The 14301-nt window shown below is 72.5% G+C and carries 9 protein-coding genes; 7 read left to right on the top strand and 2 right to left on the bottom strand.

Features of this window, described 5'->3' with window-relative positions; genetic code table 11:
• Positions 1-979: 979 nt before the first annotated feature.
• Complete coding sequence (locus ABZ810_RS35035) at positions 980-1855, bottom strand: hypothetical protein (protein ID WP_358410604.1); 876 nt, start codon at positions 1853-1855, stop codon at positions 980-982.
• A gap of 149 nt (positions 1856-2004) precedes the next feature.
• Complete coding sequence (locus ABZ810_RS35030; RefSeq protein ID WP_358410602.1) at positions 2005-4491, bottom strand: SpoIIE family protein phosphatase; 2487 nt, start codon at positions 4489-4491, stop codon at positions 2005-2007.
• Positions 4492-4807: 316 nt separating this feature from the next.
• Here ABZ810_RS35030 and ABZ810_RS35025 point away from each other — a divergent pair, with 316 nt between their 5' ends.
• The 7 genes from ABZ810_RS35025 to ABZ810_RS34995 all read left to right on the top strand — a co-directional run bounded on the left by ABZ810_RS35025 (position 4808) and on the right by ABZ810_RS34995 (position 14299).
• Positions 4808-5404, top strand: a complete 597-nt coding sequence (locus ABZ810_RS35025) for a helix-turn-helix domain-containing protein (RefSeq protein WP_358410600.1) — start codon at positions 4808-4810, stop codon at positions 5402-5404.
• A 257-nt stretch (positions 5405-5661) separates the two neighbouring features.
• Positions 5662-8820 (top strand): M14 family zinc carboxypeptidase, encoded by a 3159-nt coding sequence (locus ABZ810_RS35020; protein WP_358410598.1) that lies wholly within the window; start codon positions 5662-5664, stop codon positions 8818-8820.
• Positions 8821-9411: 591 nt separating this feature from the next.
• The gene (locus ABZ810_RS35015) at positions 9412-10032 is read left to right on the top strand and encodes a sigma-70 family RNA polymerase sigma factor (protein ID WP_358410596.1); all 621 of its coding nucleotides are present in this window, start codon (positions 9412-9414) and stop codon (positions 10030-10032) included.
• Positions 10033-10223: 191 nt separating this feature from the next.
• On the top strand, positions 10224-10634 hold the full coding sequence (locus ABZ810_RS35010) for an SSI family serine proteinase inhibitor (protein WP_358410594.1): 411 nt from the start codon (positions 10224-10226) through the stop codon (positions 10632-10634).
• Between the two features lie 179 nt (positions 10635-10813).
• Positions 10814-11239 carry a CBS domain-containing protein gene (locus tag ABZ810_RS35005; RefSeq protein WP_358410592.1) on the top strand — a complete coding sequence of 142 codons (426 nt, stop codon included), beginning with the start codon at positions 10814-10816 and terminating at the stop codon, positions 11237-11239.
• A gap of 124 nt (positions 11240-11363) precedes the next feature.
• Positions 11364-12092, top strand: coding sequence for an ANTAR domain-containing protein (locus ABZ810_RS35000; protein ID WP_358410590.1), 729 nt, complete (start codon positions 11364-11366; stop codon positions 12090-12092).
• 215 nt (positions 12093-12307) lie between these two features.
• Entirely contained in the window at positions 12308-14299 is a 1992-nt protein-coding gene (locus tag ABZ810_RS34995) for a SpoIIE family protein phosphatase (protein WP_358410588.1), read from the top strand.
• The last annotated feature ends 2 nt before the right edge of the window (positions 14300-14301 follow it).

Below are 14301 nucleotides of genomic sequence, written 5' to 3'. Positions count from 1 at the left end.
GGCGGCTCCACAACAGGCGACACCCCACCACCGGACGGCGACTCAGGACCAGGCCGCGACGCAGACCCGTACGACTCCGGCCCGGCCGCCCCCTCCCCACCAGACTGCGGCTCCCGGCCAGGCGCAGCCCCCGACGCATAGGGCGGGGTGGGAGGTGTCTCTCCACCGGGTGGCGACTCAGGAGCGGACCGCGACATCGTCCCGTACGGGTCCGAGGCGGGCGGGCCCTCCGCGCCAGACTGTGGCTCCCGGCCAGGCAACGGCTGCGATGCGTAGGGCGACGTGGGCGGTGTCTCCCTGCCGGGTGGTGGCTCAGGGGCGGGTGGAGATACCGAGCTGTACGGCTGCGGCGTGGTCGGGCCCTCCCCGGCTGCGTGCGGCTGCTGGCCGGGCGGCGACTCCGGGGCGTACGGCGGCTCCGCGGCAGGCGGCACCCCACCGGCGGACGGCGGCTCAGGAGCGGGCCGCGGCGCCGACCCGTACGGGTCGGAGACGGGACCCTCCGCGCCAGGCTGCGGCTCTCTGTCAGACGCGTAGGGCGACGCGGGCGGCCTCTCCGCACCAGGCGGTGAGACCGGGCTGTGCGGCTGCGGCGTGGTCGGCCCTTCTCCGCCTGGGTAGGGCTGCGGCCCTGAGGCGGGCGGCGGCGCTGTCCCGTACGGCTGTCCCTCTACGCCGGGCGGCGGGCCTGGGGCGGGGGGTGGGATCGCCGTGTACGGGGGCTGGGCGGCGGGGGTCCAGTCGTCGGGCGGGTCGGCGGCGTGCTGGGGCTCGTAGTCCGCGGGCTCCAGGGGGCGCGGGGGCTGGACGGGTTTCCAGTCGCCGGGCTCGGTCTTTCGGCCGGCCACGTGGACGTCGCCGGGATGGGGAGGCTCCGAGGGCGCCGGGTCGACAGGCTCCTCGGGATTGTCGGGGTTGTCGCTCGGGCCGAATCTCACGAGAACGATCCTCTGCCGCGCGGGCGGTGCCCGCAAGGTGATCAGGGAACGCCGGTCCCGAAGAGGGCGGCGCACAGGGCTTCGAGCCGGTCGGGGCCGTCGTCGGCGGCGAGGACGGTGATCAGGGGCGTGTCGTCGTCGTCCAGGCGGAGGCGGACGGTCACCTCGCGGCGCATCTGCTCTTCGACGCCGTGGGCGGCGGCGACGTCCTGGAGCCCGACGGAGACCAGGCCGGGGAGCTCGACGAACGCCGACTGACGCGCGGCGTGCAGCTCCTCGGTCCACAGATCGAGGAGTCGGCGGGCCAGGCCGTTCAGCAGCCGGCCCCACGGCTCGAGCAGCCTCGGCGGCACGTGCTCGGTCTGCAGCTCGGGGAGGCCGAACCTGGCCAGGCCCTTGGTGGTGAACCAGAGGCCGTGCGGGCCTTCGGTGTGCGGCAGCAACATCCAGTCGGTCAGGCGGGTGACGCCGTCGGCGTCGGGCAGCGACCGCCACAGTTGCTCGGTCGTCAGGACGCGCGGGGTGAAGACGTCGACGACGTGCGACCCCGGCGTGGCGACCGCGCCCGCGACGGCGCGGGCCGCCCACTCGTGCACCGGCGGGCCGCCCGGCCGGTAGGCGGCACGCACCGCCAGGATGTGCGTGGCCGCGCGGATCCCGGCGAGCTCGTCGGCGGACGCGCCGTACAGCGCGAGCAGGTCGGCGGGCAGTGGCGGGAACTCGGCGGCGGCCCGCAGGTCGAGCGTCAGCAGCGGGCTGTCGAGCATGCCGAGCACCAGGTCGCGCAGTGGTGGCTCGACGCGCAGGGAGACCTGCGCTCGTGCCGTCTCCCACGGATCGGCCGGGGCGGCCGGGGCGGCGACGGCATAGGTGCCGTGCAGAGTTTCCGGGACCGGCAGCGTCAGAATCTCACCCAACTCGTCCCCCGATAGCAGAGCCCTACAGGGACCCTCCGTCAGGATCGACACTATCGAGTGGGCCGGTCCGCCGACGTTGGAAAGTGTCTGTCGCCGAAGCGACAATTACCTACCAACGGCGCAAGTGACTCATGGACGGCGCACGCGCTTCAGGCAAGCGCGTGCTCGAACCAGACCACCTTGCCGAAGTCGGTACGGCGGGTGCCCCAGCGGTCGGCGAGATGGCTGACGAGCTGCAACCCGCGTCCGGACTCGTCGGTGGCGTCGGCGTCGCACACGTAGGGCAGCTCGTGGCCGTCGTCGCTGACCTCGCAGAGCAGCGTGCCGCCCTTGACCAGCCGCATGCCGATGGCGCCGGCGCCGTGCACGAGCGCGTTGGTGACCAGCTCGCTGACCAGCAGCTCGACCACGTCGGCGAGCTCGCCGAGACCCCAGTGGGCGAGCCTGGCGGTGACCTCGGCGCGGGCGCGCGGCACCATGCTGGCCTCGGCCTCCAGGTCCCAGCTCACCACGTCGTCCTTGGGGATGCCGTCGCAGCCGACCGCCACCAGGGCGACGTCGTCGGCCGGGCTGGCCGGGGCGAGCGCGCCGAGCAGGGCGTCGCAGGTGCCGTCGAGGGAGTGCGACATCCCGTCGAGGTGCTCGCGCAGCACCTCCAGCCCCTCGGCGACGTCACGGTCGCGCCGTTCGATCAGGCCGTCGGTGCACAGGATCAGCCGGGAGCCGTCCTCGACCGGGAACTCGACCGTCTCGAACGGCTCGCCGCCCACGCCGATCGGCACCCCCGTCGGCACCCGCGCGACGGCCGCCTCGCCGTACGGCGAGACCAGCACGGGCGGCAGGTGCCCGGCGTTGGCCACCTGGCAGCGCCGGTCGACCGGGTCGTAGACCGCGTAGAGACAGGTGGCGACGTAGTCTTCGCCGAGCCGCTGGGCGAGGTCGTCGAGATGCCGGAGCAGCTGGTCGGGGCGGAGGTCCTGGGCGGCGAGGGTACGGACGGCGGTCCGCAGCTGGCCCATGATCGCCGCGGACGTCACGCCGTGCCCCATCACGTCGCCGATGACGATCGCCACCCGGCAGCCCGGCAGCGGGATCGTGTCGAACCAGTCGCCGCCGACCTGCGCGGCCTGCCCGGCGGGCCGGTAGCGGTAGCGGACCCGGGCGCCCGCGACGGTGGGCGCCTCGGCGGGCAACATCGAGCGTTGCAGCTCCTGCACCATCTGGACCTCGCGGCGGTAGAGCCGCCCGTTGTCGATGCAGAGCGCGGCCCGCCTGGCCAGCTCGTCGACGACGGCGAGGTCGAGGTCGTCGAACCCGGGACGGCCCGCCTTGCGCATCAGCTTGAACGTGCCGAGCACCTGGCCGCGCGCCACCAGCGGCACCACGAGCAGCGCCCGCCCGGTGATGAGCGGCCGCAGGTCGCGGTCGGTGAACGGGGCGGAGATCGCCTCCGCGTTCTCCCGGCTGATCCGTGGCAGGTGGACCGCGCGGCCGGTGCGCATGGCCTCGACGAACGGCGTCTCGTCAGGCATGAACAGCGCCTCGCCCTCGGGCAGGGTGTCGTCCCAGCGGCCCGGCTCGTCGTCGTGCACGACCGCGACCCGGCGCATCAGGGCCGACCCGTCGACCTCGCGCGAGGCCGGCTCCCAGTCGGCGGTGGCGACCCGCTCCAGCAGGACCACCGACGCGAAGTCGGCCAGCTGCGGGACCAGGACCTCCGCGAGTGTCCTGGACGCCTGCAGATGATCGAGCGAGCTGCCGATCTGCTGACCGGCCTCGCCGAGGAAGGTGAACCGCTCCCGCACGGCCATCGTCTCCAGTTCGTGTGTTGGGCGCGGGCGAGGGGATGCCGCTGCGTTGGCTCGAACGCGCCGCGCCGGTTCGGCGGCGCGCGGACGGATCCGCAGAGCGCGGGGCATGCCGCCCCAGTACGGAACGATGGGAAGCCTGATGGTGACGCTGAGGTTGACCGCCGGGTAGCCCATCGACAACACCCCGGCGGTGAGGGCCTCGGCCCCGGTGTGACCGGCGGACGTGAGCAGGCCGGCCAGCCCGCGGCCGAGACGGGCGGCGTCGCGGCCGGCCGGCGGGACCAGCGCGGGCTCGATCCGCAACATCCGGATCCCGGATCCGGCGGCCGTCGCCCCGGCCGCGGGCGGCACGACCAGCGTGTCGCCCAGGCAGAGCCCGGGGCCTTCGGCGCTCAGCCGGCGCAGGTCGGCCGCGACCGCCAGCACTCTGATCTCGGCTCCGGACAGGGGGCCGAACGGGTAGACCCACCAGGCGATCTCGGCCAGCTCGCCGTTGTCGGCCCGGGGCACGGCGAACGCGCCGGACCACACCTGGGCGAACTCGTCCGGCTCGAACACGGCGCGGTGCTCCTGCGGAAGCCGCAGCAGGGTGCGGAGCGAGCGTCCGACCGCCTGGCAGCCGACGACCCCGAAGAGGTCTTCGGCGGTGCCGCTCCAGTGCGCGACGCGGGCGTGCGCGTCCAGCGCGATGACGGCGAGGCGCGCCACTCCGAGCAGATGGTTTCCGAGCAGCCGCGGCACTGCCGTCTCGGCTTCCCGGACCTCCCGCGTCCCGGCCGCCTGATCGTTTTCCGGCACCGTCGGCCGGCCTCGAGCGATGACCACGCGGACCCCTCCCTGGGCGGCCTTGATTTCATGCCCCCGACAACCCGCGGTAAAGAGGACGTTACCTCGCGTGAGCCTCCAGCGCTGGCACTCTGACGAAGTGACGACACCCGGACACGTCCGGAACGCCACTCCCGCCCCACCGGCGACCAGGCCTCCCCGATCAGGACCTTCGCGGCCCGTTCGCCCAGGCGCTCGATGTGGCCCTCCGGAACGTGAGGTGCGCCGGAACGTACCGTCACGGCATAATGGGTGAGCACTCACTCGGAAGCCGCGAGGTAGCGAGGTACCGCCGTTGAGCCCCGCCACGGAACCCATGCGCGACCGCATCCTGACCGCCGCCATCACGGTGATCCGCGGCCGCGGGATCGTCGCCGCCACCACCAAGGAGATCGCCCGCGCGGCCGGTGTCTCCGAGGGCAGCCTCTACAACCACTTCGCCGGCAAGACCGCCCTCTTCGCGGCCGCGCTCGCCGAGGTCACCGGAACGGCCCGTACCGCCATGACGGAGACGCTGGGCGCGGTGGGCCGCGACACCGTCGAGCACAACCTCACCCGCCTCGCCGCCGCGATGGTGCGCTTCTACGGCGAGCTGCTGCCGATGACCGGGCCGGTCCTGGCCGACCCCGAGCTGATCGCCTGGCTCCGCGCCGACGGCCCCGCGGCGGGGCCGGTGCACGGGCACGCCGCGCTGATCGCCTACCTGGAGGCGGAGCGGAAGGCCGGACGGCTCGCGCAGGACGCCCGCCCGCCGTTCCTCGCCGCCGCCCTCCTCGGCGGTTGCCAGCAGCACGCGTTCCTCACCCGCCTCGCGGGCCCGGAGGCGGTCGCGGACGATGCGGGCCTGCCCGCCGACGCCGACGAGTTCGCCGCCACCCTCGTCCAGACCGTGCTCGCGGGCCACCTCCCCTAGCGGCCCCTGGCCGCCTCCTCTAGCGTCCCCTGGCCGCCTCCCCTAGCTCATCCGCCGCATACGGATCGGGATTTGACCGGAAGCGGCAAAGAGCACCACTGCGACATTGACACCCGAATCTCCCGGGCAGACGATCACGCAGTCCCGGCGTGGGGGCCACCCTCCACACCCACCGGGCACGGCAGGCAGACGCGGTGCCGTTCCGCGCCATCGCGCTGCCCCGTACGGAACCGTGATCCCCGCCACGAGGAGGCGCGATGTCGCGCACGTTCTTCCGGCGGGCCGTCAGACCCCGGACGGCCACGTCCCTGCTCGCCGCCGCGGTACTCCTGACCGGAGTGCTCGCCGCGACCCCGGCCGCGCAGGCCGGCCCCAAACCCGAGAGGTCGACCGGCGTGGTCGACGTCTACACCGGCGACCTCACCGCCGACCAGATCAAGCGGCTCAACGCCGCCGGGCTCGACCACGAGGACATCACGTTCGGGAAGGCCTCCGGCGACCGGACCAAGGTCGACGTGGTGATGAGCGGCGTCCAGGCCGCCCAGCTGGCCGGCGGCGGGGTACCGCTCACGCTCAAGAAGGTCGGCGGCAAGGACATCCGGGCGAGGACGGCCGCCGCGCCCGCGGTCTTCCGCCCGTACAGCGGCGCCGGCAACATCCGCGAGGAGATGGTGAACCTCGCGGCGGCCCACCCGAGCATCGCCGCCACCGTGGACTTCGGCACCTCGGGCCAGGGCAAGCCGATCACCGCCGTCCGGGTCAGCAAGAACGTGGCCGGCCTCAAGGACGGGCAGCGTCCGGCGATCGTCTACCAGGCCACCCAGCACGCCCGCGAGTGGATCACTCCCGAGATGGTGCGCCGGCTCCTGCACCACTACGTGGAGAACTACGGCAAGGACGCGGAGATCACCAAGATCGTCGACACCACCGACCTGTGGTTCGCGCCGGTGGTCAACCCCGACGGGTACGACCTGACGTTCCAGGACGGGTTCCGGCTGTGGCGCAAGAACACCCGGGACAACAACGGCGACGGGCAGATCACCGGCGGCGACGGCGTCGACCCCAACCGCAACTTCCCCTACAAGTGGGGTTACGACAACGAGGGCTCGAGCCCCAACCCGGCCAGCGAGACCTACCGAGGCCCCGGCCCCGCGTCGGAGCCGGAGACCAAGGCGCAGATCGGCCTGTACAAGCGGCTCAAGCCCAAGTACCTGGTCAACTGGCACTCCGCCGCCGAGCTGCTGCTGCACGGCGTCGGCTGGCAGACCCTCACCCGCAGCCCGGACGACGTCATCCACGACGCGCTCCTGGGCGACATCGACAACCCGGCCGTGCCGCACTACAACCCGCAGCTCGGCGCCCAGCTCTACACCACCAACGGCGAGACCGACGGGTACGCCGACAACACCACCCACACGCTGGCGATCACGCCGGAGATGGCGACCTGCGTCACCGCGGCCGGCTACGTCCCGGACGACCCGTACACGCCGGAGAACTGCGGCAGCATCTTCGAGTTCCCCGACGACGAGAACCTGGTCGGCATCGAGTTCCGCAACAACATCCCGTTCGCGCTGGCGGCGGCGAAGTCGACCCACACGCCGGACGAGCCGGTGTCGGTGGTCGGCCGGACCGCGGCCGACTTCGAGGTCGACAGGTTCGGCACCTCCTACGGCTCGTCGCAGGAGGCCGCCTCGGTGATCCGGCGGTCGCTGAGCGACAAGAGGCTCAACTACCGGATCAACGGCGGACGCGTCCGCGACGCCGGCGTCCGCGAGTGGAACGGCGGCGAGCGCTTCGGCGACGAGAACGACACCTACTACGCCGAGTACCGCGGCAAGGTCGGCGGGCAGGGCCCCGGTGACAAGGTCGAGGTGTGGTTCACCGGGAAGAAGAAGGGCAAGCGCGTCGAGAGCCCGCACTTCACCTACACCGTGCGCGACCGGCAGCGGGCCGACGTGCTCGTGATCGCGGACGAGGACTACACCGGCGTCAACCCGACCTACCCGGCCGGCACCAGCGCGCCCAAGTACGCGCAGCAGTACGCCGACCTGGTCAAGGCGAGCAAGCACAAGCCCCTGGTCTGGGACATCGACAAGGACGGCGTCCCGCACGACCTCGGCGTGCTGAAGCACTTCGAGGCGGTCGTCTGGTACCTCGGCGACAACCGGCTGACGCAGGACGCGGCCGACGCGATCGTCCCGACGTTCCTGGGCGACTTCCCCGATTCGCAGGTCGCCGACCGGGCCAAGGATCTCGTCCTGTCGGTCCGCTCGTACCTGAACGAAGGCGGCAAGCTGCTCTACACGGGTGAGACGACCGGCTACAACGGGCCGCTCAACCGGGTGAACGGCGGCGGCATCTACTACGGGCTCAAGGGTCATCCCGAACGCCCGTGCGTCGTGCAGGCCAACTTCCGGGACGACTGCGAGCTGCTGTCGGACGACTTCCTCCAGTACTACCTGGGCGGGTACGACCGGGCCAGGGTGGGCACGCCCACACAGGTCGTCGGGACCGACCGGCCACTGGACGGCGTGACGGCCGATCTCGGCGGCACGGCGTCCAACCCGCTGAACGAGGCGGGCGGTTTCCAGGTCACCTCGACGGTGCTGCCCGCGGCCCAGTTCCCGCAGTTCAGGAGCTGGAAGGCGGGCGACTACCTCGGTGCGGCAGCCCCGTTCGAGCCGGTCGAGGGCCAGTGGTACGTCAGCGGCACCCATCAGGACGCCCTGTACCGGCGCCTCACCCGGACGATCGACCTGTCGAACGTGACCGCGGCCCAGGCCCCGGCGCTGCAGGCGCAGCTCTCCTACAGCACCGAGACCGGCTTCGACCACGTGATCGTCGAGGCGCGCTCGGCCGGAGGGGACGACTGGACGACCCTGCCGGACCGGAACGGCCGGACGCGCACCACGGTCCCGACCGAGTGCGAGGCGGGCTACTTCCTGGAGATGCACCCGTTCCTCACGCACTACCTGACCGGCGGCAACCCCTGCCAGAACACCGGCACGAGCGGCGCGTGGAACTCCTTCACCGGCAGCTCCAACGGCTGGGTGCCGACCGCGTTCGACCTGTCCGCGTACGCGGGCAAGCAGGTCGAGGTGTCGATCGCGTACGTGAGCGACCCGTTCACCGGCGGCACCGGGCTGTTCATCGACGACACCAGGGTCACCACCACCGGTGGCCAGGTGGACGCCGAGGGCTTCGAGTCGGGCCTCGGCCCCTGGGCGATCCAGGGCGCGCCCGCCGGCAGCCCGGCCAACGTCTCGGAGTTCACCCGGTCCCAGGCCCTGATCGACTCCGTCTCGGCGGTGGCGACCAGGGACTCGATCGTCTTCGGGTTCGGCCTCGAACAGGCCAGGACCCCCGACGAGCAGCGGCTCCTGATGAGCCGGGCACTGAGACACCTGCTCGGATGATCATGGGGGCGTAACGTCCCGGCACCCGCCGGACGCCGCGCCCGGAAGGGCCGCGAAGACCCCGAAGGCCCCGACCGCCTCCACCGGTCGGGGCCTTCGGCCGTGTCATGGGTCCACAAAAAACCCGTAAAAGCCTCCTACCAGGCGCTATACCAGTCGGTAACCCCCCACGTGGCCGTTCGGGGGTGAAATGTGACCGACGCCACGCAACCTTCTGGACCGTTCCGAGCGTCTTACTTAGCGAGAACACCCACCGATCGAGTGGAAGCGCCCACCGCGTCACGCCCGCGACGTCCCGGCAACGGGGTCGCCAGGTTCCGGCGGTCCGCGCGCTCTCCCTCGGCCCACCCTCCATGCGCGGCCGAGACCCCGCCGGTAACCGGCGACTCCAGGGAGCCTCCCGGCCCCCGGCCGCGGCGATGCGCCGCGGTGACCGGCACCTCGACCGCGTCACGAGCCGCCTTCGAACTCGTCGGGAACGGTGGAACGTACCTCACACACGGGGGGCGGCCTGAATCCGCCCGTTCCGCGCCCACCCCGCGCGGAGTCAACCGGCCCGGCCCGCCCGGGTCCTGACCCACGGGAGCGAAGATGACCGCCGTCACCATGCCCGTTCGCCCTGAAACGACCGCGCGCCCCACGACCCTTGCGAACTCCCCCGTCTGCGCCGACCCGGAGCGGTACGAGCGCGACGTCCTCCCCTATGTCGACCCGCTGTACGCCAGCGCCGTCCGGATGACGCGCAACAGCGCGGACGCCGAGGACCTGGTCCAGGAGACCCTCGCCAAGGCCTACGTGAACTTCCACCAGTTCCAGGAGGGCACGAACCTCAAGGCCTGGCTGCACCGCATCCTCACCAACAACTTCATCAACACCTACCGCAAGCGGCAGCGCGAGCCCATGCGCGCCGGCTCGGAGGAGCTGGAGGAGTGGCAGATCGCCCAGGCCGAGTCGAACTCGGCCGGATTCCGGTCCGCCGAGTCCGAGGCCCTCGACCGCATCCCCGACTCGCACGTCGTCACCGCCCTGCGCGACCTGCCCAAGGACTTCCGGGACGCGGTCTACCTCGCCGACGTCGAGGGATACGCCTACAAGGAGATCGCCGAGATGATGGGGACCCCCATCGGCACGGTGATGTCCCGTCTCCACCGAGGCCGCAAGCAACTGCGCGAGGCGCTCGCCGGCCACCAGGGCCACACCCTCGCCGCCTGAGCCCACGGCGCATCACGGCCCGATCCCCTGAACCCCCTCCCCCGGCGTGATCCCGCGGTTACCCCGTGACCGCGGGATCACTTCATTTCCCGGGAAGGTCCTCCTGTGAATCTTCCGGCGAAGATCTGACCACTCTCGGTATCCGTTCAGATACATTGAGCGACGATCGGTATCGAACCCGGGAGGCCCCCTTGCCGCACCTCGTCGCCACCGCCCTCGCGGGCGCCGCCCTCGCCGTCCTGCCCATCATCGCCGCGGCTCCCGCCGGGGCGAGCACCCTGCCGGCGCCGGCGGCCGCGGCCAGCGAGCTGCGCCTCACCCTGACCTATCCCGGCGACGACGCGTCCGGCACCCGCACGGTCACGCTCACCTGCGCCCCGGACGGCGGCGGCCACCCCGCGGCCCGGCGCGCCTGCGCCGAGCTCGGCGCACGCGGCGGCGCCATCGAGGGCGAGCCCGCCGACACCGCCTGCGTCCTGATCTACGCGCCGGTCGTCGCCGAGGTCACCGGCCACTGGCAGGGCACGCCGGTGAGGTTCTCCCGGAAATACGGCAACGACTGCGAGCTGCACGCCCGCACCGGCACGGTCTTCCGCTTCTGAGCGCGCACCGGGCGTCCCCGATCTCTCCCAGGTCCGCCGCTCTGCCTGCATAGCCCTCCCCTTTACGGGTAGTGCGCCGCTACACCCCCCGCTCAGACCGGGCGAGGCGGCTTCGGTGAACGAACGACGGGCGAACGGCGAACGAGCGGAACGGGACGAGCGAAGGAGCACGAGACGTCATGTCTCGGAGAGTCGGTGACCTGATGACCACCAGGCCGTGCACGCTCCCGCTGGAGGCGACGCTCTACGAGGCCGCCCTGGTGATGCGGGACGAGGGGATCGGCGGTGTCCTGGTCACCTTCTCCGGCCGCCTCTGCGGCGTCGTCACCGACCGTGACATCGTGATACGCGCCGTGGCCGAGAGCCGCGACGCCTCCCGGACCCCGCTGGGCGACGTCTGCACGGCCGATCTGACCACGGTCGGCCCGGACGACGACGCCGCGACCGCCGAACGGCTCATGCGCGAGCAGTGCGTCCGGCGGCTGCCGGTGGTCGACGCGGAGAAGCGGCCGGTCGGCATCCTCTCGCTCGGTGATCTCGTCATCGCCGACGGCGAGGCCTCCGCGGTCCTGAGCGACATCAGCAAGGCCCCGCCCGACATGTAGCCCAACCAGTGAGGCCGGTGAGACGGCGATGCCGAGGCGACCGCCAGATCATCACGGCAGGCGAACCACACCGAAACCGGGCCAGGAGTGCGATCCGGTCCCCTGGCCGGATACCGTCGCAGTTGTGCCGTCTCCCGACACCGTCCTGACCGACCAGCTCGCCATCGAGATCGCCCGCCTGGGCATCGTGGGCGAGTCGTCGGACCTGGGCACCCTGCACCGCGTCACCGACCTCGCCTCGCGCGCCGTTCCCGGCTGCGCGGGCGCGGCGAGCGTGCGCTGGGCGCTGCCCGCCGACGAGTCGGAGCGGCCCGAGCCGCTCGCGACGGCCGCCAGCCACCCCGACGTGGCCGAGCTGACCGACATGCAGCTCGAACGCGGCGTCGGCCCGGTGTTCGACGTCGTGCGCAACCGGCGGGCGGTGAGCGCCGACGACGTCCTGGCCGAGACGCGCTGGCCCCAGACGACCTGGGACATGTTGCGCCGCGGGGTGCGGTGTTTCATCACCACCCCGCACTACAACGATCCCGTGCTGGTGACATTGACGCTCTACGGAGTGACACCTCGCTCACTCACCGCTGACCAGCACGCCCTGGCGGCCCTGCTGGCGGCCCAGAGCAGCGCGGCCGTCTCCAACACGCTGCAATTCGACAACGTGCACCGGACCGCGGTCCAGCTCCAGGAGGCGGTGGAGGCCCGGGCGGTCGTCGACCAGGCGAAGGGCATCCTCATGCACGCCCTCGGCTGCGACGCCGACGAGGCGTTCGCCGAGCTGCGCCGCATCTCGCAGTCGCGGCGGGTCAAGCTGACCGCCCTGGCCCAGCGGATCGTCGGTGACCAGGGCCTCATCTGAGGGCGGCGCCGCTCCTCATGGCACCGCATAAGCTGCGTAACGTCCGACGCCAAATCGTTGTGAACCACCCCGTAGCCTCTCGTGGCGGCGCCTAGGCCCGGCGGACGGCAGAGGAATAGGCTGCGCAGGCGACCACGGTCGGCGGGGGGACGCCTGAACCGAGTACGGGCCCTGACCCCGCCTGCCTCGTCGTTGGAAAACCTGGAGCACCCCATATGGCCGAACAGCTCGAACCAGAGACGATCCTGCGCGAAATCGGCGAGCTCGAAGGCAGGATCGCGGAGCTGCGCCAGGCGGCCAACATGCCGGAGCCCGATCTCCGGGCCACCCTGGACGCGGCGCTGGTCGAGCTGGAGCTGGCGCTGAGCGCGCTGCGCACGTTCGGCAACGACCAGTCGAGCGCGTCCGGCCGTTCGGCGACCGCCGAGACCGAGCGCAGGGTGCTGCGCACGGTGTTCCAGGACGCCCCGGTGCCGCTCTTCCTGCTCGACCGCGACGCCGGCGTGCGGCGCGTCAACAAGCAGGCGGCGGCGCTCCTGGGCACCTCGCCGGGCTACGTCTCGGGCAAGCAGTTCGTCGCGTTCTGCGACCTGCCCACGCGGGCTCCGCTGCGCTCGCAGCTGGCCGCGGTCGTCAGGACCGGCCGCCGGCGCCGGGCCAAGGTCCGGTTCCTGGGCCGCGAGCACCCGATCGACGCGGTCGTCACCATGGCCCGGGTGTGGATCCGCGGCGAGCCCGACCCGATGGTCGTCGTCGCGGCGGGCGCGAGCACGACCGCGACCGACGGCCCCGAGGTCGCCGGGGACGAGGCCCCCGGCGAGAAGGGCGGCGCGAGCGCCGGCGCGCCACGGGCGGGCGGCGCCCCGGCCGCGGCTCCGCCGCGCGACGAGGGCATGGCCGCCCTGGTGCACCGCATGGACGTGCTCGCGACCGCGTCCGAGCTGCTCCTCGACGAGCCGGTGTTCAACGAGAACGTGGCGATCCGCCGCTGCGCCCGGCTGCTGACGTCCGAGATGGCCGAATGGGTCTTCATCGACCTGGCCCCGCCGCGGCCCGGCCCCGGCGCCCAGGGCGGTCCGGCCAACGGCGACGCCGACCGCGAGCTGCGCCGGGTGGTGGCCATGGGGCCGCCGGACGAGCGCAGCGAGGACATCGTGCGCAGCCTCGAGCGGGTCAACGCCGAGACCGGCACCCTCTCGCACACCGTCTACACCACCCGGCAGAGCGCGCTGCGGCCGCATGTCGAGGATCTCGACCTGCTCGGAGTCTGCGCCGACGGGCAGTCCGCCTGCGTGAAGATGGGCGCGACGTCCGTCCTGTGCGTGCCGGTCGAGGACGGCGACCGCTGCATCGGCACGATCACGCTCGCGGGCAGCGGCGAGCACGGCCCGTTCGACCTGCTCGACCTGGGGGTCGCGCAGCGGCTCGGCCGCTACCTGGCGCTGGTCATCCGGGCGTCCCGCCTCTACCAGCGCCGCGACGAGGTCGCGGTGTCGCTCCAGTCCAGCCTCCTGCCGCAGCAGCTGCCCCGGATCGCCGGCGTCGAGGTCGCGGGGCTCTACCGGGCCGCCACGCACGGTGTCGAGGTGGGCGGCGACTTCTACGACGTCTTCCCGGCCGCGGACGGCGGCTGGGGCATGGTCCTCGGCGACGTGTGCGGCAAGGGCCAGAAGGCCGCGGCGGTGACCGCCGCCGCACGGCACGGCGTCCGGGCGCTCGCGGGCTGGAAGAGCGACCCGGTCGAGGTGCTGTCCATGGTCAACCAGGGCCTGCTGGACGAGGAGCGCTTCGTGACCGCGGTGCTGGCGCGGCTGAACGTCGACGGGGAACGGGTGTCGGTGACGGTGGCCTCGGCGGGCCATCCGCCGGCGATCGTGATCAGTGCCGACGGGATGATCCGCTACGCCTCCAGCGGCGGGGTGCCGCTCGGCCTGTTCGACGATTTCGAGGCCGTGGCGCAGACGCTCGACCTCGATGTCGGCGACACCCTGTTCTTCCACTCCGACGGGGTCCTGGACGCGTGCGACCTGGTCCGGCGCCAGTACGGGCAGGAGCGGCTGCTCGAGGTGCTGGCCGGGCACGCCACCGCGCCGCTGCAGGACATGCTCGGCGCGCTCGAGCGCAACCTGCTCGACTACTGCGACGGTGACCTCCGGGACGACGTCTCGATGCTGGCGCTGCGCAGGCTGCCGGTGCCCCTGAACTGAGC

The organism is Spirillospora sp. NPDC047279 (assembly GCF_040643285.1).
Lineage (GTDB): Bacteria > Actinomycetota > Actinomycetes > Streptosporangiales > Streptosporangiaceae > Spirillospora.
The sequence above is the reverse complement of the archived record's forward strand: the minus strand, read 5'-3'. Positions and strand labels throughout refer to the sequence as shown.

What these genes read in the sequence shown, in the direction of transcription:
- ABZ810_RS35025 (WP_358410600.1), top strand. Translation starts at nt 4,808, where the DNA reads ATGCGCGACCGCATCCTGACCGCCGCCATCACGGTGATCCGCGGCCGC.
- ABZ810_RS35020 (WP_358410598.1), top strand. Translation starts at nt 5,662, where the DNA reads ATGTCGCGCACGTTCTTCCGGCGGGCCGTCAGACCCCGGACGGCCACG.
- ABZ810_RS35015 (WP_358410596.1), top strand. Translation starts at nt 9,412, where the DNA reads ATGACCGCCGTCACCATGCCCGTTCGCCCTGAAACGACCGCGCGCCCC.
- ABZ810_RS35005 (WP_358410592.1), top strand. Translation starts at nt 10,814, where the DNA reads ATGTCTCGGAGAGTCGGTGACCTGATGACCACCAGGCCGTGCACGCTC.
- ABZ810_RS34995 (WP_358410588.1), top strand. Translation starts at nt 12,308, where the DNA reads ATGGCCGAACAGCTCGAACCAGAGACGATCCTGCGCGAAATCGGCGAG.